This is a genomic window from Kitasatospora sp. NPDC058063, assembly GCF_042885395.1.
GTDB classification, from domain to species: Bacteria; Actinomycetota; Actinomycetes; order Streptomycetales; family Streptomycetaceae; genus Kitasatospora; species Kitasatospora lactacystinica.
On record NZ_JBHVSD010000023.1, the window covers coordinates 26,532 to 52,416 of the forward strand.

Annotated in this window: 17 protein-coding genes and 1 tRNA gene; 14 read left to right on the forward strand and 4 right to left on the reverse strand. The window is 72.2% G+C overall.

The window, feature by feature from the left end:
- Window positions 1–615 precede the first annotated feature (615 nt).
- The 11 genes from rpoB to ACFVUY_RS32160 all read left to right on the forward strand — a co-directional run bounded on the left by rpoB (window position 616) and on the right by ACFVUY_RS32160 (window position 16,462).
- The gene (rpoB, locus tag ACFVUY_RS32110; protein ID WP_387686247.1) at window positions 616–4,092 is read left to right on the forward strand and encodes a DNA-directed RNA polymerase subunit beta; all 3,477 of its coding nucleotides are present in this window, start codon (window positions 616–618) and stop codon (window positions 4,090–4,092) included.
- A 98-nt stretch (window positions 4,093–4,190) separates the two neighbouring features.
- Window positions 4,191–8,084 carry a DNA-directed RNA polymerase subunit beta' gene (locus ACFVUY_RS32115; RefSeq protein WP_380538571.1) on the forward strand — a complete coding sequence of 1,298 codons (3,894 nt, stop codon included), beginning with the start codon at window positions 4,191–4,193 and terminating at the stop codon, window positions 8,082–8,084.
- 208 nt (window positions 8,085–8,292) lie between these two features.
- A tRNA-Met gene (locus ACFVUY_RS32120) sits at window positions 8,293–8,366 on the forward strand.
- 172 nt (window positions 8,367–8,538) lie between these two features.
- Entirely contained in the window at window positions 8,539–9,213 is a 675-nt protein-coding gene (locus ACFVUY_RS32125; protein WP_387686250.1) for a DUF4097 family beta strand repeat-containing protein, read from the forward strand.
- A gap of 82 nt (window positions 9,214–9,295) precedes the next feature.
- On the forward strand, window positions 9,296–10,483 hold the full coding sequence (locus ACFVUY_RS32130) for a sensor histidine kinase (RefSeq protein WP_387735798.1): 1,188 nt from the start codon (window positions 9,296–9,298) through the stop codon (window positions 10,481–10,483).
- The gene (locus ACFVUY_RS32135; RefSeq protein ID WP_380351773.1) at window positions 10,480–11,160 is read left to right on the forward strand and encodes a response regulator; all 681 of its coding nucleotides are present in this window, start codon (window positions 10,480–10,482) and stop codon (window positions 11,158–11,160) included. The genes ACFVUY_RS32130 and ACFVUY_RS32135 overlap by 4 nt, the downstream gene beginning before the upstream one ends.
- A gap of 116 nt (window positions 11,161–11,276) precedes the next feature.
- Window positions 11,277–11,930: a hypothetical protein gene (locus tag ACFVUY_RS32140; RefSeq protein WP_387735801.1), complete on the forward strand. Its 654-nt coding sequence runs from the start codon at window positions 11,277–11,279 to the stop codon at window positions 11,928–11,930.
- Between the two features lie 91 nt (window positions 11,931–12,021).
- On the forward strand, window positions 12,022–12,762 hold the full coding sequence (locus ACFVUY_RS32145; RefSeq protein WP_380538563.1) for an NAD-dependent deacetylase: 741 nt from the start codon (window positions 12,022–12,024) through the stop codon (window positions 12,760–12,762).
- Between the two features lie 91 nt (window positions 12,763–12,853).
- Window positions 12,854–14,068 carry a cytochrome P450 gene (locus ACFVUY_RS32150; RefSeq protein ID WP_387735804.1) on the forward strand — a complete coding sequence of 405 codons (1,215 nt, stop codon included), beginning with the start codon at window positions 12,854–12,856 and terminating at the stop codon, window positions 14,066–14,068.
- Window positions 14,069–14,088: 20 nt separating this feature from the next.
- Entirely contained in the window at window positions 14,089–15,087 is a 999-nt protein-coding gene (locus tag ACFVUY_RS32155) for an ADP-ribosylglycohydrolase family protein (protein ID WP_387735807.1), read from the forward strand.
- Window positions 15,088–15,142: 55 nt separating this feature from the next.
- Window positions 15,143–16,462: a serpin family protein gene (locus ACFVUY_RS32160; RefSeq protein ID WP_387735809.1), complete on the forward strand. Its 1,320-nt coding sequence runs from the start codon at window positions 15,143–15,145 to the stop codon at window positions 16,460–16,462.
- Between the two features lie 16 nt (window positions 16,463–16,478).
- Here ACFVUY_RS32160 and ACFVUY_RS32165 read toward each other — a convergent pair whose 3' ends face one another.
- The 4 genes from ACFVUY_RS32165 to ACFVUY_RS32180 form a co-directional block, all read right to left on the reverse strand.
- Window positions 16,479–17,591: an ADP-ribosylglycohydrolase family protein gene (locus tag ACFVUY_RS32165; RefSeq protein ID WP_387735811.1), complete on the reverse strand. Its 1,113-nt coding sequence runs from the start codon at window positions 17,589–17,591 to the stop codon at window positions 16,479–16,481.
- A 71-nt stretch (window positions 17,592–17,662) separates the two neighbouring features.
- Entirely contained in the window at window positions 17,663–18,934 is a 1,272-nt protein-coding gene (locus ACFVUY_RS32170; RefSeq protein ID WP_380538554.1) for a DUF2786 domain-containing protein, read from the reverse strand.
- 97 nt (window positions 18,935–19,031) lie between these two features.
- The gene (locus tag ACFVUY_RS32175) at window positions 19,032–20,666 is read right to left on the reverse strand and encodes a transporter (RefSeq protein ID WP_387735813.1); all 1,635 of its coding nucleotides are present in this window, start codon (window positions 20,664–20,666) and stop codon (window positions 19,032–19,034) included.
- Window positions 20,663–21,484 (reverse strand): ABC transporter ATP-binding protein, encoded by an 822-nt coding sequence (locus tag ACFVUY_RS32180; protein WP_359897527.1) that lies wholly within the window; start codon window positions 21,482–21,484, stop codon window positions 20,663–20,665. Before ACFVUY_RS32180 ends, ACFVUY_RS32175 begins: the two co-directional genes overlap by 4 nt.
- A gap of 266 nt (window positions 21,485–21,750) precedes the next feature.
- Here ACFVUY_RS32180 and ACFVUY_RS32185 point away from each other — a divergent pair, with 266 nt between their 5' ends.
- The 3 genes from ACFVUY_RS32185 (at window position 21,751) to ACFVUY_RS32195 (ending at window position 25,810) form a co-directional block, all read left to right on the forward strand.
- The gene (locus ACFVUY_RS32185) at window positions 21,751–22,305 is read left to right on the forward strand and encodes a DUF1707 and DUF4190 domain-containing protein (protein ID WP_387686269.1); all 555 of its coding nucleotides are present in this window, start codon (window positions 21,751–21,753) and stop codon (window positions 22,303–22,305) included.
- A gap of 266 nt (window positions 22,306–22,571) precedes the next feature.
- Entirely contained in the window at window positions 22,572–24,161 is a 1,590-nt protein-coding gene (locus ACFVUY_RS32190; protein ID WP_387735814.1) for a hypothetical protein, read from the forward strand.
- A gap of 47 nt (window positions 24,162–24,208) precedes the next feature.
- Window positions 24,209–25,810: a DUF2142 domain-containing protein gene (locus ACFVUY_RS32195; protein ID WP_387686275.1), complete on the forward strand. Its 1,602-nt coding sequence runs from the start codon at window positions 24,209–24,211 to the stop codon at window positions 25,808–25,810.
- Window positions 25,811–25,885: the final 75 nt, after the last annotated feature.

Genomic DNA, 25,885 nt, shown 5'->3' on the forward strand with positions numbered 1-25,885 from the left:
CGCCGGGGCCGCCCCCGGTCCCGTTCCCCCGACCGGCCGGTACGGCCCGCCGGCGTGGCCGACGGCCCACTCGGCACCGTCGGTGCCGGGGGGTATGGTGATCACCGTCGTCGAGGGCGGCGCCACCACGGCTTCTGTAACGCCGGGGGGCTCCGGATCGATAGACAGGTCGAGGCCCGCGCCGCCGGCGGGCCCTTGACGAACCTGGCGCGGCGCGCGATTCTCAAGGCGCGAGTCCGCCCGGTTGGTTCGCCACTGGATGCATAACCAGTGGCTCCGGCGGGAAATGACTCCACGTGAGTTAGAGCAGTACCCGGTGGGCGCCCGCGCCCGCCGGCTACCGGGAGGAGTCTCCGATTCGGTCTCCGAATCAGAGCTGGACAGCAGTGTCGCCATTGGCTACACTGTCCCTTTGCGCTGCCTGTTAGCTTCTCCGTGACTCGTCGCCCGGAGTTTGCGTTGCCCTGATGGGGTCTGGCACCGCCTCCGCAAAGCGGCTCTGACCTGGGGTTTCGACCCCGGCGGAGGCCAGTGGCGAGGGAGGCGGCACCAAGCCCAAGCAGGCCCGGCTGGTACGCGCGTAGTGAGCTCCGAGCCCTCGGAAGGACCCCCCTCTTGGCCGCGCCGCGCAACGCCTCGAACAATTCCGCCGCATCCACCGCCCCGCTCCGCGTCTCGTTCGCGAAGATCAAGGAGCCCCTCGAGGTCCCGAACCTCCTGGCCCTGCAGACCGAGAGCTTTGACTGGCTGCTCGGCAACGCGGCCTGGAAGTCCCGGGTCGAGGCGGCCCTGGAGAGTGGTCAGGACGTCCCCACGAAGTCCGGTCTGGAGGAGATCTTCGAGGAGATCTCCCCGATCGAGGACTTCAGCGGGTCGATGTCGCTGACCTTCCGCGACCACCGTTTCGAGCCGCCGAAGAACTCCATTGACGAGTGCAAGGACCGCGACTTCACGTTCGCGGCCCCGCTCTTCGTCACGGCCGAGTTCACCAACAACGAGACCGGTGAGATCAAGTCTCAGACGGTCTTCATGGGCGATTTCCCGCTCATGACCCACAAGGGCACGTTCGTGATCAACGGCACCGAGCGTGTCGTCGTGTCGCAGCTCGTCCGCTCCCCGGGTGTGTACTTCGACTCCACCCTGGACAAGGTGTCCGACAAGGACATCTACTCCTGCAAGGTCATCCCCTCGCGTGGTGCCTGGCTGGAGATGGAGATCGACAAGCGCGACATGGTCGGCGTCCGCATCGACCGCAAGCGCAAGCAGTCCGTCACCGTGCTGCTCAAGGCGCTCGGCTGGACCAACGAGATGATTCTCGAGGAGTTCGGCGAGTACGAGTCGATGCGCGCCACCCTGGAGAAGGACCACACCCAGGGCCAGGACGACGCGCTGCTGGACATCTACCGCAAGCTGCGTCCGGGCGAGCCGCCCACGCGCGAGGCCGCGCAGACGCTTCTGGAGAACCTGTACTTCAACCCGAAGCGCTACGACCTCGCGAAGGTCGGCCGTTACAAGGTCAACCGCAAGCTGGGCAACGCCGAGTCGCTGGACTCCGGCGTGCTCACCGAGCCCGACATCATCGGTGCGATCAAGTACCTGGTGAAGCTGCACGCGGGCGAGACCGAGTGGCGTGACGACGAAGGCCGCGACATCGTGGTCGAGGTCGACGACATCGACCACTTCGGCAACCGTCGCCTGCGCAACGTCGGCGAGCTCATCCAGAACCAGGTCCGTACGGGTCTCGCCCGTATGGAGCGCGTCGTGCGCGAGCGCATGACCACCCAGGACGTCGAGGCGATCACGCCGCAGACCCTGATCAACATCCGGCCGGTCGTCGCCTCCATCAAGGAGTTCTTCGGCACCAGCCAGCTGTCGCAGTTCATGGACCAGACGAACCCGCTGTCGGGCCTGACCCACAAGCGTCGTCTGTCCGCGCTGGGCCCCGGTGGTCTGTCCCGTGAGCGGGCCGGCTTCGAGGTCCGTGACGTGCACCCCTCGCACTACGGCCGCATGTGTCCGATCGAGACCCCCGAAGGCCCGAACATCGGTCTGATCGGCTCGCTCGCCTCCTACGGCCGGGTCAACGCGTTCGGCTTCATCGAGACCCCGTACCGCAAGGTCATCGAGGGTGTCGTCACGGAGAAGGTCGACTACCTGACCGCCGACGAGGAGGACCGCTACGTCATCGCCCAGGCGAACGCCCCGCTGACCGCGGACCTGCACTTCGCCGAGCCGCGTGTCCTGGTCCGCCGCCGTGGTGGCGAGATCGACTACATCCCGGGCACCGAGATCGACTACATGGACGTCTCGCCGCGCCAGATGGTGTCGGTCGCGACCGCCATGATCCCGTTCCTCGAGCACGACGACGCCAACCGCGCGCTCATGGGCTCGAACATGATGCGCCAGGCGGTGCCGCTGCTGAAGAGCGAGGCTCCGCTGGTCGGTACCGGCATGGAGTACCGCTGCGCCGTCGACGCCGCGGACGTCATCACCGCCGAGAAGGCCGGTGTCGTCCAGGAGGTCTCGGCCGACTACGTCACCGTGGCCAACGACGACGGCACGTACACCACGTACCGCGCCGCCAAGTTCACCCGCTCGAACCAGGGCACCGCCTTCAACCAGAAGGTGCTCGTGGACGAGGGCGCCCGGGTCGAGGTCAACCAGGTGCTGGCCGACGGCCCGTGCACCGACGAGGGCGAGATGGCCCTCGGCAAGAACCTGCTCGTGGCGTTCATGTCGTGGGAGGGTCACAACTACGAGGACGCGATCATCCTGTCGCAGCGCCTCGTGCAGGACGACGTCCTCTCCTCGATCCACATCGAGGAGCACGAGGTCGACGCCCGTGACACCAAGCTCGGCCCCGAGGAGATCACCCGGGACATCCCGAACGTCTCCGAGGAGGTCCTCGCGGACCTCGACGAGCGCGGCATCATCCGCATCGGCGCCGACGTCGTCACCGGCGACATCCTGGTCGGCAAGGTCACGCCCAAGGGCGAGACCGAGCTGACCCCGGAGGAGCGCCTGCTCCGCGCGATCTTCGGTGAGAAGGCCCGTGAGGTCCGCGACACCTCGCTGAAGGTTCCGCACGGTGAGTCCGGCAAGGTCATCGGCGTCCGCGTCTTCGACCGCGAAGAGGGCGACGAGCTGCCCCCGGGCGTCAACCAGCTGGTCCGCGTCTACGTGGCCCAGAAGCGCAAGATCACCAACGGTGACAAGCTCGCCGGCCGTCACGGCAACAAGGGCGTCATCTCGAAGATCCTGCCGGTCGAGGACATGCCGTTCCTGGAGGACGGCACCCCGGTCGACATCATCCTCAACCCGCTGGGTGTCCCGTCCCGAATGAACCCGGGACAGGTCCTGGAGATCCACCTCGGGTGGCTCGCCAAGCAGGGCTGGGACGTCTCCGGGCTGGCCGACGAGTGGGCCCAGCGCCTGCAGGCGATCGGCGCCGACACGGTCGAGGGCGGCACCAACCTCGCCACCCCGGTCTTCGACGGCGCCCGCGAGGACGAGATCACCGGCCTGCTGGACAACACCACCCTCACCCGTGACGGTGAGCGCCTGGTGAACTCCACCGGCAAGGCCCGACTGTTCGACGGCCGCTCCGGCGAGCCGTTCCCGATGCCGGTCTCGGTCGGCTACATGTACATCCTCAAGCTGCACCACCTGGTCGACGACAAGCTGCACGCCCGTTCGACCGGTCCGTACTCGATGATCACCCAGCAGCCGCTCGGTGGTAAGGCGCAGTTCGGTGGTCAGCGCTTCGGTGAGATGGAGGTGTGGGCCCTCGAGGCGTACGGCGCGGCCTACGCGCTCCAGGAGCTCCTCACCATCAAGTCCGACGACGTCCTCGGCCGAGTCAAGGTCTACGAGGCCATCGTCAAGGGCGAGAACATCCCCGAGCCCGGCATTCCCGAGTCCTTCAAGGTTCTCATCAAGGAAATGCAGTCGCTCTGCCTCAACGTGGAGGTGCTGTCCTCGGACGGCCAGTCCATCGAGATGCGGGACTCCGACGAGGACGTGTTCCGCGCCGCCGAGGAGCTCGGCATCGACCTGTCCCGGCGCGAGCCGAGCAGCGTCGAAGAGGTCTGACGGAGGCCGGGCCGGCCGCAGCAGCGGCCGGCCCGCCCCCAGGCCCCCCTCAGACCACATGAACGACTCTCGACTTACGAAAGAGGGCTTGACGACCAGTGCTTGACGTCAACTTCTTCGACGAGCTCCGCATCGGCCTGGCCACCGCCGACGACATCCGCCAGTGGTCGCACGGCGAGGTCAAGAAGCCGGAGACCATCAACTACCGCACCCTGAAGCCGGAAAAGGACGGGCTCTTCTGCGAGAAGATCTTCGGCCCCACCCGGGACTGGGAGTGCTACTGCGGTAAGTACAAGCGCGTCCGCTTCAAGGGCATCATCTGCGAGCGCTGCGGCGTCGAGGTGACCCGCGCCAAGGTGCGCCGCGAGCGGATGGGCCACATCGAGCTGGCCGCCCCGGTCACCCACATCTGGTACTTCAAGGGCGTGCCGTCCCGCCTGGGCTACCTGCTGGACCTGGCGCCGAAGGACCTCGAGAAGGTCATCTACTTCGCCGCCTACATGATCACCTGGGTCGACGACGAGCGCCGCCAGCGCGACCTGCCGTCCCTGGAGGCGCACGTCTCGGTCGAGCGTCAGCAGATCGAGAACCGCCGCGACTCGGACCTCGAGGCCCGCGCCAAGAAGGCCGAGACCGACCTGGCCGAGCTGGAGGCCGAGGGCGCCAAGGCCGACGTGCGCCGCAAGGTGCGCGAGGGCGCCGAGCGCGAGATGAAGCAGCTGCGCGACCGCGCGCAGCGCGAGCTCGACCGCCTCGACGAGGTGTGGGCCCGCTTCAAGAACCTCAAGGTCCAGGACCTCGAGGGCGACGAGCTGCTCTACCGCGAGCTGCGCGACCGCTTCGGCACCTACTTCTCCGGCTCGATGGGCGCGGCGGCCCTCAAGGACCGCCTGGAGACCTTCGACCTGGCGGAGGAGTCCGAGCGCCTGCGCGAGATCATCCGCACCGGCAAGGGCCAGAAGAAGACCCGCGCGCTCAAGCGCCTCAAGGTCGTCTCCGCGTTCCTGCAGACCACCAACAAGCCCAACGGCATGGTGCTGGACTGCGTCCCGGTCATCCCGCCGGACCTGCGTCCGATGGTGCAGCTGGACGGTGGCCGCTTCGCGACCTCCGACCTGAACGACCTGTACCGCCGCGTGATCAACCGCAACAACCGCCTGAAGCGCCTTCTCGACCTCGGTGCCCCCGAGATCATCGTGAACAACGAGAAGCGCATGCTCCAGGAGGCCGTCGACGCGCTGTTCGACAACGGCCGTCGTGGTCGCCCGGTCACGGGCCCCGGCAACCGCCCGCTGAAGTCCCTCAGCGACATGCTGAAGGGCAAGCAGGGTCGTTTCCGTCAGAACCTGCTCGGCAAGCGAGTCGACTACTCGGCCCGTTCGGTCATCGTCGTCGGCCCGCAGCTCAAGCTGCACCAGTGCGGTCTGCCCAAGGCCATGGCGCTGGAGCTCTTCAAGCCGTTCGTGATGAAGCGCCTGGTCGACCTGAACCACGCGCAGAACATCAAGTCGGCCAAGCGCATGGTCGAGCGTGCCCGTCCGGTCGTGTGGGACGTGCTCGAAGAGGTCATCGCCGAGCACCCGGTCCTGCTGAACCGTGCGCCCACCCTGCACCGCCTCGGCATCCAGGCCTTCGAGCCGCAGCTGGTCGAGGGCAAGGCCATCCAGATCCACCCGCTCGTCTGCACCGCGTTCAACGCGGACTTCGACGGTGACCAGATGGCCGTCCACCTGCCGCTCTCCGCGGAGGCGCAGGCCGAGGCCCGCATCCTGATGCTGTCCTCGAACAACATCCTGAAGCCGGCCGACGGTCGCCCCGTCACCATGCCGACCCAGGACATGGTGCTCGGTCTGTTCTTCCTGACCTCGGACCGCGACAACGTGAAGGGCGCCGGCCGCACCTTCTCGTCGACCGCCGAGGCGATCATGGCCTTCGACGCCCGCGACCTGGACGTCCAGGCCCCGATCGAGCTGCGCCTGCCGGCCGGCACCGTCCCGCCGCGCGGCTGGACCGCCCCGGTGGACGAGGACGGCCAGTCGAGCTGGTTCGACGGCGAGCCCTTCCGCCTGACCACCACCCTGGGCCGCGCGCTCTTCAACGAGCTGCTGCCCGAGGACTACCCGTTCGTCGACTACGAGGTGGGCAAGAAGCAGCTCTCCGCGATCGTCAACGACCTGGCGGAGCGCTACCCCAAGGTCGTCGTCGCGGCGACCCTGGACAACCTGAAGGCGTCCGGCTTCCACTGGTCGACCCGCTCGGGTGTCACCGTCTCGATCTCCGACGTCGTCGTCCCGCCGAACAAGCCCCAGATCCTCGAGGGCTACGAGGCGAAGGCGGAGAAGGTCCAGCGTCAGTACGAGCGCGGCCTGATCACCAACGACGAGCGCAAGCAGGAGCTCATCGGCATCTGGACCCAGGCGACCAACGAGGTCGCCGAGGCCATGAACGAGAACTTCCCGAAGACGAACCCCATCTTCATGATGGTCGACTCGGGTGCTCGTGGAAACATGATGCAGATGCGCCAGATCGCCGGTATGCGTGGTCTGGTGTCGAACGCCAAGAACGAGACCATCCCGCGACCCATCAAGGCGTCGTTCCGTGAGGGTCTGTCCGTGCTGGAGTACTTCATCTCCACCCACGGTGCCCGTAAGGGTCTGGCCGACACCGCCCTCCGTACCGCCGACTCCGGTTACCTCACCCGTCGTCTGGTCGACGTCTCCCAGGACGTCATCATTCGCGAGGAGGACTGCGGCACCGAGCGCGGCCTGAAGCTGGCGATCGGCTCCGTGGGTGCGGACGGCGTGCTGCGCAAGGCCGACGACGTCGAGACCAGCGTCTACGCCCGCATGCTCGCCGAGGACATCACGGTGGACGGCAAGCTCCTTGCCACCGCCAACACCGACCTCGGCGACGTCCTGATCGACGAGCTGATCCGCCACGGCATCGGCGAGGTCAAGACCCGCTCGATCCTGACCTGTGAGTCGGCCGTCGGCACCTGTGCCATGTGCTACGGGCGCTCGCTGGCCACCGGCAAGCTGGTCGACATCGGTGAGGCGGTCGGCATCATCGCCGCCCAGTCCATCGGTGAGCCCGGTACCCAGCTGACCATGCGTACCTTCCACACCGGTGGTGTGGCCGGTGACGACATCACCCAGGGTCTGCCGCGTGTCGTCGAGCTCTTCGAGGCCCGTACCCCCAAGGGTGTGGCCCCGATCTCGGAGGCGCAGGGCCGGGTCCGCATCGAGGACACCGAGAAGACCCGCAAGCTGGTCGTCACGCCGGACGACGGCACCGACGAGATCGCCTACCCGGTCTCGAAGCGTGTGAAGCTGCTCGTCAGCGAGGGCGAGGCGGTCGAGGTCGGCCAGAAGCTGACCATGGGTGCCACCAACCCGCACGACGTCCTGCGCATCATGGGCCAGCGTGCCGTCCAGGTCCACCTGGTCGCCGAGGTCCAGAAGGTCTACAACTCGCAGGGTGTGTCGATCCACGACAAGCACATCGAGATCATCATCCGGCAGATGCTCCGCCGCGTGACGATCATCGAGTCGGGCGACGCCGAGCTGCTGCCCGGCGAGCTGGTCGAGCGCGGCCGCTTCGAGCAGGAGAACCGCCGCGTCGTCGCCGAGGGCGGTCACCCCGCCTCCGGCCGTCCGCAGCTGATGGGTATCACCAAGGCCTCGCTGGCCACCGAGTCCTGGCTGTCGGCCGCCTCCTTCCAGGAGACGACCCGGGTCCTCACCGACGCGGCGATCCACGCCAAGTCGGACCCGCTGCTGGGCCTCAAGGAGAACGTCATCCTGGGTAAGCTCATCCCGGCCGGTACGGGCCTGCCCCGTTACCGCAACATCCGGGTCGAGCCGACCGAGGAGGCCAAGGCCGCGATGTACTCGGCCGTCGGCTACGACGACTACGACCTGTCGCCCTTCGGCGCCGGCTCCGGCCAGGCGGTTCCGCTGGACGACTACGACTACGGCCCGTACACCGGCTGAGTCGCGCAGCACCGATCGCAGGGCGGTCACCCCACGGGGTGGCCGCCCTGCGGCGTTCCCGGGGGCCGCCAGGGGGCGCCAGGGGCCGTCAGGGGCCGCCGGGGGCTGCCGGGGGCGTGGGGGAGGCCCGGCCGGCGGGGCCGCCCGGGGCGCGGACGGAAGCCGATTAGGTCATTCGGCCGAAGTCGCGTAGAGTCATGTTTACCGACGCGGGGTGGAGCAGCTCGGTAGCTCGCTGGGCTCATAACCCAGAGGTCGCAGGTTCAAATCCTGTCCCCGCTACAAAGAGAAGGGCCCGGAGGCATCAAGCCTCCGGGCCCTTCGGCGTTCCCGGGGCCGGACGGCTCCGTCGTACGGGGGAGGGGCGGGAACCGCTCCGGCGGGGGAGGCGGTCGGGGCGGCCGCCGAGGGAGGGTTCCCGGTGTCGGTCGACGGGCTTTCGAAGGAGCCGGGGATGAAGCGGGTGCTGGGCGCGGTGGCGATCACGGCGGGGGTACTGGTCGGGATGTCGGCCTGCCTGCCGTTCGGGGACGACGCGGAGCACCGGACGGTGAGCTACGGGGTGGCGGGGCCGGTCCGGGAGCTCGTCGTGGAGGGGGCCGACGGCGGGGTGGTGGTGAACGGGGGCGGTGACGCCGTGCACGTGGTCGAGAACCAGGACTACCGGGGGGACCCGCCGAAGAGCACCCACGAGGTGACGGACGGCGTGCTGAGGCTGACGTACGACTGCGGCTCCTGCGGGATCGGGTACACCGTGCAGGTGCCCGCCGGGACCAGGGTGCGGGTGAAGGAGGGCAACGGCGGCGTCAAGCTGTCCGGGCTGGCCGGCGAGGTGGACGCCGAGGTGACCAACGGCGGGGTCGAGGCCGACGGGCTGCGGGCCCCGCGGGTGCGGCTGACCACGGTGAACGGCGGGGTGCGGGCCGACTTCGCCGCGGCGCCGTCGAAGGTCGAGGCGAGCACCACCAACGGCGGGGTGCGGCTGCGGGTGCCGGCCGGGGAGGCGTACGCGGTGGACGCCAGGGCCTCGGCCGGCGCGGTGGACGTGGGCATTCCCTCGCAGCCGGGCGCGGCGCGCAGCATCAGCGCCCGGGCGGAGACCGGCGGTGTGACGGTCAGCGGTGTCTGACCTGGGCGTTCCGCAGGCGCTGCCGGTAGGGCATGATCTCCTGCGCGGGGGCGGCGTCCCCGGCTACGGGGGAGGGACCGGGGTGGAGCGTGCGGTGCGCCTGCGCGGCCGGCTGGACGGGTTCGGCCCGTACCTGCCGGACTCGCTGCTGGCGGTGGCGGCGGCCGGGGTCGCGCTCTGGGCGGTGTCCCAGGACACCACGGTGCGCCCGTGGTGGATCCACCTGCTCGCGGTGGCGACCGCGCTGCCGCTGCCCTGGCGGCGCCTGAGGCCGCTGACGGTGCTGGTGCTGGCGACGGCGCCGTCGCTGGTGATCTCGGTGGTGGCGCACTCGGCCAACCCCCAGGTGCCGCTGTCCGGGGTGGTCGCCCTCTACACGGTGGCGGAGCGGTCCTCGGAGCGGGTGCGGTGGAGCGTGCTGGCGGTGGTGGTGGTCGGCAACGTGCTGGGCACCCACTCGCCGAACGGCGCGCTGTTCAGCCTGGTCACCTCCGTCGGCACCTTCGTGTTCGGCTCGCTGGTGCGCGCCCAGCGGCAGCTGGCCCGGGTGCAGGCGGAGCGGGCCCGGGAGGCCGGCGAACGGGCGGCGAGCGACGCGGCCCGGGCGGTGGCGGAGGAGCGGGCCCGGATCGCCCGGGAGATGCACGACATCCTGGCCCACGCCGTCTCGCTGATGGTGATCCAGGCCGAGGCCGGGCCGGTGGTGGTGCGCAGCGATCCGGACCGGGCGGTCCGCGCGTTCGACACCATCGCCGACGCGGGCCGGGACGCGATGGTCCAGCTGCGGCGGGTGCTGGGGGTGCTGAAGGATCCGGAGGCGGGCCGGCAGCTGGCGCCGCAGCCCCGGCTGGCCGAGCTCGCCGCGGTGGCCGACCGGGTGCGCGCGGCGGGGCTGCGGGTGGATCTCGAACTTCCGGAGCAGGGGGGCCCGCTGCCGGCCGATGTGGAGACGGCGGCGCACCGGATCGTGCAGGAGGCGCTGACCAACACGGTCAAGCACGCCGGGGCGGACCGGGTCGCGGTCCGGGTGCGGCGGGCCGGGGAGGTGCTGGAGGTGGTGGTCTCGGACAACGGACGCGGGGTGCCGGCCCAGGCCGGCCGTGCGGTGGTCGGCTGGTCCGGCGGCCGCGGGCTGGTCGGCATCCGGGAGCGGGCGGTGGCCTGCGGCGGGCGGGCCGAGGCCGGGCCGGGGCCGGAGGGCAGGGGTTTCCTGGTGAGGGCCCGGCTGCCGCTGGGCACGGGCGGGGTGGTGGAGAGGGTGGACGAATGACGCCGATCCGGGTGGTCGTCGCGGACGACCAGGAGCTGGTGCGGGCCGGGTTCGGGATGATCCTGGACGCGCAGCCGGACATCGAGGTGGTGGCCGAGGCGTGCGACGGGGCCGAGGCGATCGAGGCGGTGCGCGCGCACGGCCCGGACGTGCTGCTGCTGGACGTCCGGATGCCGGTGATGGACGGGCTGGAGGCGGCCCGCCGGGTGTGCGCCGAGTTCCCGTCGACCAAGGTGATCATGCTGACCACCTTCGACATCGACGACTACGTCTTCGACGCGCTGTACGCGGGCGCCAGCGGCTTCCTGCTCAAGGACGTCCGGCGGGACGACCTGGCGCACGGGGTGCGGATGGTCGCCTCGGGGGAGGCGCTGCTCGCGCCGTCGGTGACCAGGCGGCTGATCGGCGAGTTCGCGGCTCGTCGGCCGGGGGCGCCGGAGCGGGCGGTGCGACCGCCGTCGCGGCTGCTGGAGCAGCTGACCCTGCGCGAGCGGGAGACGCTGCGGCTGATCGCGCGCGGGCTGTCCAACGCCGAGATCGCGGCCGAGCTGGTGGTCAGCGAGCACACGGTGAAGACGCACGTCAGCAATGTGCTGAGCAAGCTCGGGCTGCGGGACCGGGTGCACGCGGTGGTGTTCGCGTACGAGGCCGGGGCGGTGGTGGCGGGGGAGTCCTGACGGGCTCCCCCGTGCGGGGGAGGCGACCGGTTCGCCGGTGCGGGTGATCCGGGACGAGGGCCCCGGGCGGGAGGCTCTGCGGTGTCGGAACGGACCACACCGCTGGAGACCATCGGATGAACGCCGCCCTGGATGCCCGGAACACCCGCCCCACCCGCCTCAGCGGCCTCACTCGCCTCGGCGGCCTCACGCCGTACGCCGTCGTCGGCGCCCCGGCCCTGATGGCCCTCTACGGCGGCATCCGCCTGGTGCCGGGCTCCCGGGCGCCCGGCCCCGGCTGGACGGCGGGGCACACCGCGATGCTCGCCGGGCTGCTGCTCTTCGCCCCCGTCCTCCTCGCCCTGCACCGGCGGCTCGCCCCGCGCGGCACGGCCGGGCGGACCGCGGCCGGGGCGGCGCTGGGGACGGCCCTCGCGGGGCTGCTCTGCTCGCTGGCGCAGATCGGCATCGACCTGGTGGTGGGGCTGGCGGCGGCGGACAAGGCCGAGCAGTCGCGGCTGTTCGACCGGGTCCAGGACGTCCCGGGCGTGCTGCCGCTCGTCTACCAGGTCGGCCCGCTGCTCTTCTACGTCGGCCTGCTGGCGCTGCTGACCGCCGCCGCGGCCGGCCGCTCCCGGGCGCTGCGCTGGTGGAGCCCGGTGCTGGCGCTGCTCGGCACCCTGGCCTCGGGCGTCGACCTGGCCCTCGTCCCGCTCGCCGCCGCCTGCTACCTGCTCGCGCTCGCCCCGCTGGCCCGCCCGGCCGCCGCGCCGCGCGCCGCCCTGGCCTGAAACGCGCGTCCTGGCCCGAAGCGGGCCCCGGCCCGGCACCCCCCGGATTTTCGGTGGCCGGTCGTGGGCCGCGAGCCGTACGGTCCGGGGTATGAACGCGAAGCGCCCCCTGATCGCCGTGCTCACCGGCGCGGGCATCTCGACGGACTCCGGCATCCCCGACTACCGCGGCCCGCAGGGGCTGTGGCAGAAGGACCCGTCGGCGCAGGAGCTGGTCACCATCGGGCCGTACCTGGAGGACCCGGAGGTCCGGCGGCGGGCCTGGCGGATGCGGCTGGAGACGGGCGCGCTGGGCGCCGAGCCGAACGCCGGGCACCGGGCGCTGGTCGACCTGGAGCGCTCCGGGCTGCCGCTGCGGGTGCTCACCCAGAACATCGACGGGCTGCACCAGAGGTCCGGGCTGACCGCCCGCAAGGTGCTCGAACTGCACGGCAACGTGCGGGAGACGCAGTGCCTGCGCTGCCGGGTGGTCGGGTCGATGGCGGACGCGCTGGAGCGGGTCGGGGCGGGCGAGCCGGACCCGGCGTGCCGGGAGTGCGGGGGGATCCTCAAGCCGCGCATCGTGATGTTCGGCGAGAACCTGGACCCGGAGGTGCTCGGGCAGGCCGACGCGGTCGCCCGGGCCTGCGACGTCTTCATCGCGGTCGGCACCAGCCTCCAGGTGTTCCCGGTGGCGGGGCTGCCGTACAACGCGGTGCGGACCGGGGCGAAGCTGATCATCGTGAACGGCGAGCCGACGCCCTACGACGAGGCCGCGGCCGAGGTGATCCGGGAGCCGATCTCGCAGGCGCTGCCGAAGCTGGTGCGCCGACTTGTCCTGGAACGGGCCTGAGCGGGCGCCGGAAGGGTCATGTTCCCGGATGCACCGCGTGCGTACGATGATCTTTCCGGCTTCCCCCCTCCTGGCCTGGAGTGATCGACCGATGACGACGACGGCGAAGTTCGACCCCTGGTCGGCGGCCTTCGTGGCCCACCCGTACGACGCGTACGCCGAACTGCGCGAGCACGCGCCGGTGACGTACTTCGAGCCCACGAACCAGTGGCTCGTCTCGCGCCACGAGGACGTCAGCGCCCTGCTGCGCGACCGGCGGCTCGGCCGCACCTACACCCACCGCTTCAGCCACCAGGAGTTCGGCCGCCCCGAGCCCGACCCGGCGCACGAGCCCTTCCACACCCTCAACGACCACGGGCTGCTCGACCTGGAGGCGCCCGACCACACCCGGCTGCGCCGGCTGGTCTCCAAGGCCTTCACCCCGCGCATGGTCGAGGGCCTGCGCCCCACTGTGCAGCGGCTGGCCGGCGAACTGGTCGACGGGCTGCTCGCGGCCGGCGGCGGCGACCTGATCTCCGCCGTCGCCGAGCCGCTGCCGGTCGCCGTGATCGCCGAGATGCTCGGCGTGCCGGAGGTCGACCGCCACCTGCTGCGGCCCTGGTCCGCCGACATCACCGGGATGTTCGAGCTCAACCCCACCGAGGAGACCGCCCGCCGGGCCGTCACCGCGAGCATCGAGTTCTCCGACTACCTGCGCACCCTGATCCGCGAACGCCGGGGCAACCCCGGGACGGACCTGATCAGCGCGCTCATCCAGGCCCAGGAGGGCTCCGACGCGCTCAGCGAGCAGGAGATGATCTCCACCTGCGTGCTGCTGCTCAACGCCGGCCACGAGGCCACCGTCAACACCACCGGCAACGGCTGGTGGGCGCTGTTCCGCAACCCCGGGGAGCTCGCCCGGCTGCGCGGCTCGGTGGACGCACTGCTGCCCACCGCGATCGAGGAGCTGATGCGCTGGGACACCCCGCTGCAGATGTTCGAGCGCTGGGTGCTGGAGGACATCGAGGTCCGCGGCGTCACCATCCCGCGCGGCGCCGAGATCGCCCTGCTCTTCGGCTCCGCCAACCGCGACCCCGAGCGCTTCGCCGACCCGGACCGCCTCGACCTCGGCCGCACCGACAACCCGCACATCACCTTCGGCGCCGGAATCCACTTCTGTCTGGGCGCTCCGCTCGCCAGACTGGAGCTCACCGAGTCCTACGGCACGCTGCTGCGCCGGGCCCCGGGCCTGCGGCTGGTCCGCGAGCCCGAGTGGAACCCGGGCTACGTGATCCGCGGGCTCAAGGAGCTGTTGGTCGAGGTGTGACAGGAAGAGGGGGAGCTGCCGTGGGCAAGGCGACGGGGGCACTGCTGGGGCTGGCGATCGGCGACGCGATGGGCCGGCCGACCGAGTTCCAGGACATCGAGCGGATCGCCGCCGACCACCCTGACTGGCGGCGGCTCCCGCTGCCGAAGAAGGCGCTGGTCACCGACGACACCCAGATGACGCTCGCCCTCGCCCGCGGCCTGCGCACCGCCCTGGCGCGCGGGACCCTGACGCCCCTGCGGCTGGAACGGCCGGTCCGCGAGGAGTTCGTCGACTGGTGGCGCTCCCCGCAGAACAACCGCGCCCCCGGCATGACCTGCCTGCGCGCCTGCCAGCGGCTCAGCCACGACGAGTACCGCTGGCAGCAGGCCAGCGACGTCGGCTCCAAGGGCTGCGGCGCCAACATGCGGGTCGCCCCGGTCGGGCTGATCCGCGACCTGGACGCCCGGCAGCTCTCCGGCGCCGCCCAGCTGCAGTCCGCGCTCACCCACGGCCACCCGACCGCGCTCGCCGCCAGCGACCTCACCGCGTACGCCGTGCGCAGGCTCGCCGAGGGCGTTCCGCCCGCCGCACTGCCCGCGGTGCTGCGGGCGTACGCGCTGGCGAACCGCGAGCGGTACGACGCGTTCTGGCTCGGCGACCTCGCCGACCACTGGCACGGCGCCTCCCCGCAGGCCGTCATCGCCCGCGGCTGGGACGACTGCCTCCAGGTGCTCGACCGGCTGGACGCGGCGCTCGCCGCCCCCGACGTCGAGGCCGACCCGTGCCTGGCCACCGGAGAGGGCTGGGTCGCCGAGGAGGCCTTCGGCACCGGCCTGCTCTGCTTCCTGCTGCTGCCCGACGACCCGGTGGCGGCCGTCCGCCGGGCCGCCTGCTCCAGCGGCGACTCCGACTCGCTGGCCTGCCTGACCGGTGCCTTCGCCGGCGCCCACCACGGCGGGGCGGCCTGGCCGGCCGACTGGGTGGAGCGGATCGAGCACCGGGACGAACTGCTGGAGTTCGGAGCGCTCTGGGACTGATCCGGGGCGCGCCGGCCGGGCGGAACCGGTGGGCGGGGCGGCACGTCGAAGGGCCATGACGAACCGCAGCACCGCAACCCGTCGCACCCTCCGCCGCCCGGCGGCGCTGCTCCTCGCGGCCGCGCTCGCCACGCCGCTGCTCGCCGGCTGCGGCAGCACCGGGGCCGCCGCGCCCGTGGAGCTCCGGGCGTCCGCGGCCGCGAGCCGGCCGGCCGTCGACCCGGCCCAGGTGGCCGCCACCGCGACCGCCACCGACGCCTTCGGCCTGGACCTCCTGCACGCCCTGACCGGCGAGCCGGACGCCGCCGGGAGCAACCTCGTGGTCTCCCCGTCCGGCCTGGCCACCCTGCTCGCCATGCTGCTGCCCGGAGCCCGCGGCGCCACCGCCGGGGAACTGGCCGCGGCCCTGCACACCGGGCTCGACCCGCGGCAGTACGCGCTCGCCACCGGCGCGCTGAACCGGCCGGTCCCGGCCACCGACAGGCTGACCCTGCGCCGCAGCGACGACGTCTGGACCCAGCAGGGCCTGGCCGTCGAGCCGGACTACCTCGCCACCCTCGCCGCCGCCTTCGACGCCGGGGTCCACCAGGCCGACTTCGCCAAGGACCCGGACGGGGCCCGCAAGACCGTCAACGCGGCCGTGGAGAAGGCCACCGACGGCCGGATCAAGGACCTGTTCGGCTCGAACGGGATCACGTCGAGCACCCGGCTGGTGCTCACCGACGCGCTGTACCTCAAGGCGAAGTGGGCCTCCGCCTTCAAGCCCTCGCACACCGCCGACCGCCCGTTCCGCAAGCTCGACGGCTCCGCCCCGGCCGTCCCCACGATGGGGCAGACCGGGGAGTTCAAGTACGCCGACGGCTCCGGCGGGATCGTCGGCGAGCCCTGGCAGGCCGTCGAGCTGCCCTACGCGGAGGGCGGGCTGGTGATGGACGTGATCGTCCCCGCGCAGGGCGGCTTCGCCGCGTTCGCCAAGGGCCTGGACCAGCCCCAGCTCGACCGCATCCTCGGGGCCCTCGCCGAGCGGCCGGTCGACCTCCGGCTGCCGCGCTTCCACTTCGGCACCTCGAAGGAGCTCACCCCCGCGCTGCGCTCGCTCGGCGTGCGGGCGGCCTTCGACGCGGCCGACTTCGGCGGCATCGCCAAGGACCCGCTGGCCGTCGGCACGGTGGTGCAGAAGGCCACGATCGAGGTCGGCGAGGACGGCACGGTCGCGGCGGCCGGCAGCGGTGTCGGGATGGAGGTGATGGCGGTGCCGAACGCCGAACGGCCGGTCCAGCTGTACGTCGACCGGCCGTTCCTGTTCCTGATCCGGGACGCCCGGGGCGGCGCGCCGCTGTTCCTCGGCCAGGTCACCGACCCGCGGGCGGGGTAGTCACCGGGCCGGGTGGTCACCAGGCGGGGTAGCGCCCGCCGAGCCCGGGGTGCAGCGGGTCGCGGCTGCCGAACAGCACCAGCAGGTCGTCGGCGACCTGCCGCAGCTCGGACCGGCCCTCGACCGCCCCGGCCCACTCGGGGGGCAGCGCCGCGGCGCCGTACGCGGCCCCGACCAGGTTGCCGCAGACCGCGCCGGTCGAGTCGCTGTCCCCCGAGTGGTTCACCGACAGCAGCAGCGCGGTGCGCACCGGGTCGGGGTCCAGGGTGGCCGCCAGCAGCGAGTACACCGCGATGGCCAGGCACTCCTCGGCGATCCAGCCGAGCCCGACCCGCTCCACCGTCTCCGCGGCCGGCTCGGCCTCCTGGGCCAGCCGCACCGCCCGGGCCAGCGCCTGGACGGTCTCCTTGGAACTCGGCAGCTCGCGGATCTGCTCCACCGTCTCGCCGACCGCCGCCCACGGCTCGGTGCCGTCCGCGAGCCGCTCGACCAGGGACGCGAAGGCGCCGGCCGCGAGGTAGCCGGTCGGGTGTCCGTGGGTGAGCTGGGCGCACTGCACCGCCAGCCCGAAGGACTGCTCGACACCGAGCCGGGCCAGGCCGAACGGCGCCGAGCGCATCACCGTGCCGCAGCCCTTGGAACCCGGGTTGATCGGCCCCAGCAGCCCGATCGCGGACGGCGCCTCGAACACCGGATGCTCGGTCACCCCGCTCAGGCAGGCGTTGCCGGGCGCCCGCCGCGCGTACAGGAAGGGCCGGCTCAGCAGCCAGCCGTCGTACGGGCGGGGCTGCGGCTCGGTGTCCGGCGCGCCCTGGTACTGGGTCCGCAGCCAGCGCCGGTAGGCGCCGTGGACGGCCTCCGGCACCGAGCCGCCGCCGCCCGTCCAGCCGCGGACGAAGCCGCGGATCAGGCCCTCGGCGGTGAACAGCGTCATCTGGGTGTCGTCGGTGACCTCGACCGGCCCGGGCCCGGCCGGCAGCGTGGTCACGCCCTGCGGCCCGAACCGGTCCTGGATCTGGTGGAGTTGCTGGAACTCCACCGGCCAGCCCAGCGCATCGCCGATCGCTCCGCCGAGCAGCGCTCCGCGCACCCGGTCCCGGTACCCCGACTCCGCCGCCGGATCCGTCACGTCGCGTCCCCCTTCGTTCGTGGCGGACTACGTTCTATCAGGTCCCCGGGGAATGATCGGCGGGACGGGCCCTACCGGCGGATCGCACCGGCGCGCCCGTGCAGCGCGGCCCGGTCGGCGGCGGCGCGTCCGGCCGCCCAGCCCACGCCGTCGCTGACCCGCACCCGCTGCGAGACCAGCTTCGGGAACAGCCGGTCGACCTGCTCGTCCACCGCCTCGGAGCGGGCGGCGAGCGCGGGCAGCAGCCGCTCGTCCGGCAGCAGCTGCTCCTCGGTGCCGTCCTCGCGCAGGTGCCGGCCGGCCGCGGCGGCGCTGGTGGCGCGCTCGGTCGCGGCGGTCAGCCGCTCGCGGATCCGCGCCGCGTACGCGACCAGAAAGGACTGCCGGAACGCCTTGCTGCGCGAGTCCTTGCGGGAGCCGGCCTTGTTGAGCGCGTGGGTGGCCTGCACCAGCAGCGAGGTGTAGAGCAGCTCGACGCCGTCCAGGTCGCCGTCGAAGCCGACCACGGTGCAGAAGCCGAACTCCTTCGCCCACACCACCCGGCACCGGTTGGCCGCCGCGACCGCGTCCAGCAGCATCGTCTTGGGACCCTCGTACGGGTTGTCCACCCCGATCCGCAGCGCCGCCGGGGTGTCGCGGTCGGCGCCGGCCGCGGCCAGCAGCGCGTCGTCGATGCTGTGCTGGGCCATCAGCTGCTGGGCCTTGGCGGTCAGCGCCTCGGCCTCCTCCGGGTACTCGGTCGACTCGGCCTTGGCCAGCAGTGCCCGGATCCGCGCCAGCATCCGCGGCTCGCCGGTCACCGGCGCCGAGTGCCGCCCCCGGACGGCCTGCCCGGGGGCGGGCCCCACCGGGGCGATCGGCGGCAGCCGGCCCCAGGTGCGCAGCAGCTCCAGGACGGCGGTGGCGAGCGCGAAGCGGTCCAGCCGGTGCCGGTGGGCGAAGGCGCCGAGGTACTCCTCGTCCCCGGACCACCACACCTCGGCCTCCAGTTCGCGCAGCTGCTCCCGCCAGCGCCGGTCCAGGCCGGCCGCGGGGTGGCGGCGGTCCTCGGCGGCGATCAGGTCCACGGCGAGGGCCAGGTGGACGGGCTGCAGCTCGCGCCGCACCACCCGGGCCAGGTCGGCCGGCCGCCATCCGGCGGACCAGCAGCGGCCGACGGCGGTGTCCGCGTGGCCGAGCACCGCCCGGCTCACCTCGGGCCACTGCCCGGCCGAGGCGGCCAGCAGCGAGGCCCCGGTGTCCAGGGCGAGGTCCAGTGCGTCCTCCGGTGCCGTCAGCACCGACCGCACCGCCTGCTCCAGCAGCGGCCCGGCGGTCCCGGCCTGCTGTGCGCGCTCGCCCACGGTGTGTCCCTGCTCTCCTCGACGGTCCGGCCTCCTGCCCATGATGCCGGAGCCGCGGCGAAGACCGTCCGGCGCTCGGGCCGGCGGGGCCCGCGGCTCAGCGCTCGATGGCCTTGGCCAGGATCTCCGGCGTGCGCTCCAGCAGCCGGCCCGCGGCCATCCGCACACCGAGCGTCGCGACCAGAGCGCCGTACAGCGGGCCGATCAGCAGCACCGGCCAGCTCGGCCCGTCCGAGACCAGTGCCCAGGCGAGGTAGCCGCCGACCGGCAGTGCCAGCACCGTGACGCCGAGCATCGAGCCGAACTGGTTGAGCAGGATCAGCCCGCCCTGTCCGGGGGCGGCGTTGCGCATCGGGTTGCTGTCGGCCGGCATGGTGTAGGGCGCCAGCACGCTGAACATCGAGCCCAGCGCGATCCCGCAGCCGAGGAGGGTCAGCGCCAGGCCGAGCGCGGACGGCAGCTCGCCCCACCGGCCGGTGACGGCCGCCAGCACCAGCCCCAGCACCACCGTCACCGGGACGGCGTACGACAGCACCGCGTACGCCCGGCCGCGCAGCTCGGACCGGGCGTCGGCCGGGGTGCGCAGGGTGGCGGCGACCATCCAGAACGCCGAGCCGTCCATGCCGAACAGGTTGAGCATCTGCAGTCCGAGGAACACCCCGGTCATCGCCAGCAGGTAGACGCTCGCCCAGCCCTGGACCATCGACAGCACGCAGATCACCAGCGTCATCCCGATGCTGGTGAACAACGCGGCCTTGGCCCGCGGCTCGCGCCAGGCGTACCGCAGGTGGCGCTGCATCACCGCGCCGGTGCGGCCCTGGGGCAGGAAGCGCCAGCCGCGCGAGTTCTGCACTCCCCGGGCCACCTCCAGGGTGGAGGAGTCGGCGGTGACCATCAGCTCCTGCAGGCTCCGCCGCCACCAGCGCAGCAGCAGCGCCAGCAGCGCGGCGGCCGCGGCGAGCTGGAGCAGCGCGAGCCCGTACCGGCCCTCGCCGGCGGTGCGCGGCGCGTCCGCCGCGCTGATCGGCGGGATCCAGCGCAGCACCGAGGCGATCGGCTTCAGCGGGGTCAGGTCGATCGGTCCGCCCCGACGGCCGAGGATGCTCTGCGAGCCGACGTTGGCGACCTGCACCAGCAGCGCGAAGGCCAGCCCGCCGAAGATCGCGAAGTCCTTGCCGCGCCGGCTGGAGAGCATCCGGGCGTTGCCCGCCGCGACCGCCCGGGAGAGCGTGACCAGGCAGAGCACCGCGAGCGGTACGGCGGGCACCGCGACCGCGGCCGAGGCGCCGCCGGCCGCGCCGGCCAGCACCGCGCCGGTCACCAGCACCAGGCTGATCAGCGGCCCCGGTCCGATCAGCGCGGCCAGCAGCGAGCCGCGCAGCAGCGGGCCGGGCCGCAGCGGCAGCATGGTCAGCCGGGTCGGGTCGGCGCTCTCGTCGCTGGAGAAGAGGAACAGCGGCAGGGCGGCCCAGCCCAGGGCCAGCACGCCGAGCAGCATCACCCCGGCGTCCCCGGAGCCCGCGTAGCGCCCGTTCAGCGCGCTCATGGCGACGGCGACGCCGGCCGCGAGGGCCAGGCCCAGGACGCCGCCGATCACGTAGACGGTGGTCCGGCCGGGGCTGCGCCGCAGCCCGTTGCGCAGCAGCCGCAGCTTGAGTGCGACCAGGGCGCGCACCACCGTCCGCCCGTCGGGCACCGAGGCCGTGCGCGTGGCCCCGCTCGGCTCGGTCACAGGGCACCCCCGGGCTGCCCGCCGCCGAGCCAGCCGAGCGCCTGCCCGTCGTCCTCGCGCACGCCTATCAGGTCCAGGAAGGCCTCGTGCAGGCTGCGCCCGCCCCGTACGGTGTCCAGCGGCCCCTGGGCGATCACCTGGCCGGCGTTGACCACGGCGACCCAGTCGCAGAGCTGTTCGACCAGCTCCATCACGTGGCTGGAGAAGACCACCGTGGAGCCGGCCGCCGCGTACCGCTTGAGCACGCCGCGGATGGTCTGGGCGGAGACCGGGTCGACGCCCTCGAAGGGCTCGTCCAGGAACAGCACGTCCGGGTTGTGCAGCAGCGCCGCGGCCAGGCCGATCTTCTTGCGCATGCCGGTGGAGTAGTCGGCGACCAGCTTGTCGGAGTCCCGGCCGAGGTCCAGGACGGCCAGCAGCTCCTCGGCCCGCCGGTCCACCTCGGCGCCGGGCAGGCCGCGCAGCCGCCCGGTGTACTGAAGCAGCTCGCGCCCGCTGAGCCGCTCGAACATCCGCAGGCCCTCGGGCAGGATGCCGATCCGCGCCTTGACCGTGACCGGGTCCGCCCACACGTCGGTGCCGTGCACCAGGACGGTGCCCTGGTCGGGCCGGAGCAGCCCGGTGACCATCGACAGCGTGGTGGTCTTGCCGGCACCGTTCGGCCCGACCAGGCCGATGAACGCCCCGGCCGGCAGCTCCAGGCTCAGCCCGGCCACCGCGGCCTGGGTGCCGAAGTGCTTCCAGAGCCCCTGGATGCTGACGGCGGACGGGGTTCCCGGCCCGGGGAGGTCGGAGGACGGCGGCGCTGACGCCTGCATGGCGGCCTTCTCTGCTCGTGGAGGTGGAGTGGTGGGCATCGTGCTGGTGGAAGCTCTCGCGGCTCAGCCTGTCACTGCTCGAACAGGCTGTCGCCCGAGTTGAGCATCCCCTGAGCACATCCGCCGAACGGGTGAGGCACGCCGACCAATATCCTCTTCTCGGCGGCTACTGGGCCGATTTGGCAACTACTCAGTTCGGCTGTTCGTCCTGCACTATGAGGAAGCAGTGACGTGCGCGGGGGTGCCGCGCTACCGGGAGGTGGCGGATGTCCGTACAACCATGGGGCGAGCCCGGTTCCGGCTATCCGCCCGGCAAGCAGTCGGCGGGCGGCTGGCAGCCGGTGCCCGCGCCCGCGGTGTCGTCGCAGGCGGCGATGCGGGCGGGCCACGCGGACCGGGACCGGACGCTCGACGTGCTCAAGGCCGCGTTCGCCGAGGGACGGCTCTCCGTCCAGGAGTACGAGCAGCGCCACGAGGCCGTGGCCGCGGCGCAGACCTACGGTCAGCTGGCCGTGCTGGTGGCCGACCTGCCCTCCGGGCCGATGACGGCGCCGCCGGCCGCCGCCGGCCCGCCGGTTCCGGCCACCTTCATGGCCGTCCCGCCGCCGGTGCAGGCCCGCCCCACCAACGTGCTCGCCGTGGTCTCCCTGGTGGCCAGTCTGGTCGGCCTCTCCGCGCCCGCCGTGATCACCGGCCACATCGCCCGTTCGGAGATCCGCCGCCGCAACATGGACGGCGACTGGGCGGCCGTCCTCGGCCTGGTCATCGGCTACCTGGGGTGCGCGTTCTGGACCCTGATGATCCTCGTCGGCTTCGCCTGAGGCCCACCCGGTCGGGTGATCCCACGGCGGTCGGCCGTTCTTCCCGATGGGGCCTTCCTCAGGCGGAGGACCTATGATGCCCGGGGCTGCCGCCGCGCACCCGGACACAGTACGTTCTCCGTCACCGGCCGACGCCGAAGGGCCGGGCGGGCCGAGCGAGCGACCACGAGCTGAGGACCGTGCCAGTGACAGTCAGTGCCCAAGAGGCCTCCAGGATCCCGCCGATCGGAGGACGTTCGCTGATCCGGGGATCCGCGGGCCGCTCCGTGGCCCGGCTCCGGACGTCGGCTCCGGCACTGCTCGCGGGCGAGGCCGCGGTCTCCTTCCTGGCCGCCCTGGTGCTCCCGCTGATGGCGCGCGGCTTCCAGATGGACCCGCTGAACCGGATCGCCCAGGTGAGCGGTCTCGCCGCGGTGCAGCTGCGGTTCGCGGTCATCGGCTTCCTCCTGCTCGGCGCGGTCGTGCTCGCGATGCGCTTCCGCTCGGGCCGGCACTTCGGCCTGGCGTCCCGTTTCTCCTCGGCCGCCATCGCCGGTCTCGCCAGCGGCTTCGTGGCGGCCGGCGCGGTCATCGCGCTGCTCGGCACGCCCTGGCCGATGTTCGGCATGAACGGCGACAGCCAGCGCATCGTCGAGTGGGCCCACGCGGTGGTGAACGGTCAGCCCTCGGGCTCGCCGGTCTACCCGCCGGCGCCGCTCTACACCCTGGGCTTCTACGCGGAGCTGTTCCGCGGCGGCAACACCGCGTACGCCTTCAAGGACCTGCAGATCTTCGGCGCCGCCGCGTTCGGCCCGCTGGTCTACCTCTCGTGGCGCATGCTGCTCAGCCCGGTCCGCGCACTGGCCTTCGGCGTGCTGCCGGCCTTCGCCCTGATCGACGCCTACAAGCCGTACAGCCAGACCGTGCTGGTGGTCCTGGTGCCCGTGCTGGTCGCCGTGGTGGTGCACCTGCGCCGGAGCGGGACGGACGGCTGGCGGCTGCTGCTGCTGAAGGCGGGCGCCTTCGGGGCGTTGCTGGGCCTGATGTTCCTCACGTACTCCGGCTGGTTCCTGTGGAGCGCCCTCGGCGTGCTGGTCGCGGCGCTGATGTACTTCCCCTGGCACGAAGACCGGCGCAAGGGCCTGGCGTACCTCGGCACCACCGGGGTCGCCTTCCTGCTGGTCTGCGGCAGCTACCTGGTGACCATGCTGACGGAGGCCCCGGACACCAAGGACTCCAACTTCCGCTTCGACAACTTCACCGACCCGGCGTACTTCCTGATGTGGCGTACGGACATGCCGGGCAAGGTGGGGGACTGGCCGATCCCCGGCGAGTTCGGCGGCATGGACCTGTTCGCGGTGGTGATGTTCGTCGCACTGGGCGCCGCCCTCTGGCTGGGCATCCGCAAGCCGGTGATCGTCACCATCAGCTGCATGTTCGCGAGCGCCTGGGTGATGCGGATGTTCATCGCCTCGCACATGTACGAGACGCAGACGGTCCAGCTCTACACCCGGACCAACAACCAGCTGCTCTACTGCGGCCTGCTGCTCTGCGCCCTGCTCGCCCACCTGGTCTCGCTCCGGCTGGCCGAGCGCCGCCGGGCCGCGGAGGCCGCCGGGACGGCCGGAACCGCCGGAACGGCCCTGCCGGGTCCGCAGGCGGCCGTGATCGGTACGCTGTTCGCTCTTCTCTTCCTGTTCGGTACGGTCTCCTCGTCGATGGCGGACCGCTACATGCCGGCGAAGGAGGACACCTACCGCATCCTGCCGTGGGTGTCGCACACCATGCAGAACCTCGACGGCACCTGCCCGAAGTTCGCGCCGGGTGGGCAGTGCTCCAAGACCGGTGACCAGTCATGGCTCAGCATGATCAAGTAACCAGTTCCCGCCCATGAGCCCGAACTGACCCCGAAGGCCCAATCCTGATGATGATCACCGCCGTCAAGAGCCTCGCCGACCGGCTCGTCTCCTCACCGAGGCGTCTGTGGGTCGTGGCGTTCGCGATCCTGTTCGCACTGAGTGGGGCCTGGGCGTTCGCTTCGCCGACCGGCGCCTCGCCGGACGAGCACGCACACCTGATCCGGGCGGCGGCCGTCGCCCGGGGCCAGGTCGAGGGACGGGAGGTCATGGTCCCGCACCTGGTGGGCGGCATCGAGGGCCAGTTCGCCGAGACAGGGGTCGAGCTCCCGCGCATCTACCAGGACCTCAAGGACGTCAACAGCTGCTACGTCTTCAAGCCCGAGCAGCCGGCCTCCTGCGCGCCCCGGCTCGTGGACCGTCCGGGGGAGACCCTGGTGACCACCGCGGCGGGCCGCTACCACCCGGCGTACTACTTCGCGGTGGGCTGGCCCAGCCTCCTGGTCCACGGGGCCAAGGCCTTCTACCTGATGCGCCTGATGTCGGCGCTGATCTGCTCCGCCCTGGTGGCGAGCGCGGTGGTCTCGGCGGCGGAGTGGCGGCGGCGCTCCTTCACCCTGCTCGGCGTGATCACCGCGGCCACGCCGATGGCGCTGTTCCTGTTCGGCGTGGTCAACCCGAGCGGTCCGGAGATCGCGGCGGGCATCCTGGTCTGGAGCGCCGGGCTGCCGATGCTGATGAGCCCGGACCCGCTCCTGCTGAACCGCCGGCTGGCGCGGCTGGGCATCGGCGCGCTGGTGCTGATCAGCATCCGCCCGCTGGGCCTGATCTGGTTCGCCGGGGCCCTGTTCTTCGCGCTGCTGCTGGGCCAGAAGGGGGCGGTGCGCGAGGTGCTCCGCCGCAAGGTGACCTGGCTCTGGGGCGGCCTGGCGGCGGCGGGGGCCCTCGCGGCCCTGGCCTGGTCGTCGAGCCACCCGGACAACTCGATCATCAACACCCCGAGCGACCTCACCCCGCTCGCCGCGGCCCGGAAGACCTTCGACTTCGGCCTGCTCTACATGAAGCAGATGATCGGCTACTTCGGCTGGCTGGACGCCGAGGCGCCGGCCGCGACGCTGCTGGTCTGGTGCGGTGTGGCGCTCGCCCTGGCGATGTTCGCGCTCTGCTACGCCCGGTTCCGCGACGCCCTGGCGATCGTCGGCGTGATGGCCGGCATCGTGGTGATACCGATAGCGGCACAGGCCATGCAGGCGCGCCAGCTGGGCATGATCTGGCAGGGCCGCTACCTGCTGCCGTTCGCCGTCGGACTGCCGATCCTGTGCGCCGCGATCTGCCACGAGCGGCTGCCCTGGGGCGGCTTCGCCTGGCGCCGGCTGCTGGTGATCGCCGGCTTCTCGCTGTCCCTGGTCAACGCCGCGGCCTTCCTCTGGGCGCTGCGCCGCAACACCGTCGGCAGCACCGGCCCGCTGCTGATCAACCCGGCCCACTGGTCCCCGCCCGGCACCTGGATGCTCTGGCTGGCCGTGTACACGCTGGCCGCGCTCGCGCTGGGGCTGTTCACGGCGGTGTCGGACAACCGGGAGCGCCCACTGCCGCAGTCGGCCGGGGCGGCCGGCGGCAGCGCCAGCCAGGACCCGCCCCGGCTCGCCGGGGCCCACGCGGAGGCGTAGGGTCGCGGTGCGGGGGCTGCCCGGTTGTGGTAGGGAGCCCCGCCCCGGCCCGGTTCCCGGCCCGCTTTCGGTGCA

Excerpts from the sequence above, each read along its gene's own strand:
- ACFVUY_RS32185 (WP_387686269.1), top strand. The coding sequence starts at position 21,751 with ATGTCCGTACAACCATGGGGCGAGCCCGGTTCCGGCTATCCGCCCGGC.
- ACFVUY_RS32150 (WP_387735804.1), top strand. The coding sequence starts at position 12,854 with ATGACGACGACGGCGAAGTTCGACCCCTGGTCGGCGGCCTTCGTGGCC.
- ACFVUY_RS32195 (WP_387686275.1), top strand. The coding sequence starts at position 24,209 with ATGATGATCACCGCCGTCAAGAGCCTCGCCGACCGGCTCGTCTCCTCA.
- ACFVUY_RS32125 (WP_387686250.1), top strand. The coding sequence starts at position 8,539 with ATGAAGCGGGTGCTGGGCGCGGTGGCGATCACGGCGGGGGTACTGGTC.
- ACFVUY_RS32145 (WP_380538563.1), top strand. The coding sequence starts at position 12,022 with ATGAACGCGAAGCGCCCCCTGATCGCCGTGCTCACCGGCGCGGGCATC.
- ACFVUY_RS32140 (WP_387735801.1), top strand. The coding sequence starts at position 11,277 with ATGAACGCCGCCCTGGATGCCCGGAACACCCGCCCCACCCGCCTCAGC.
- ACFVUY_RS32180 (WP_359897527.1), bottom strand. The coding sequence starts at position 21,484 with ATGCAGGCGTCAGCGCCGCCGTCCTCCGACCTCCCCGGGCCGGGAACC.
- ACFVUY_RS32160 (WP_387735809.1), top strand. The coding sequence starts at position 15,143 with ATGACGAACCGCAGCACCGCAACCCGTCGCACCCTCCGCCGCCCGGCG.
- ACFVUY_RS32135 (WP_380351773.1), top strand. The coding sequence starts at position 10,480 with ATGACGCCGATCCGGGTGGTCGTCGCGGACGACCAGGAGCTGGTGCGG.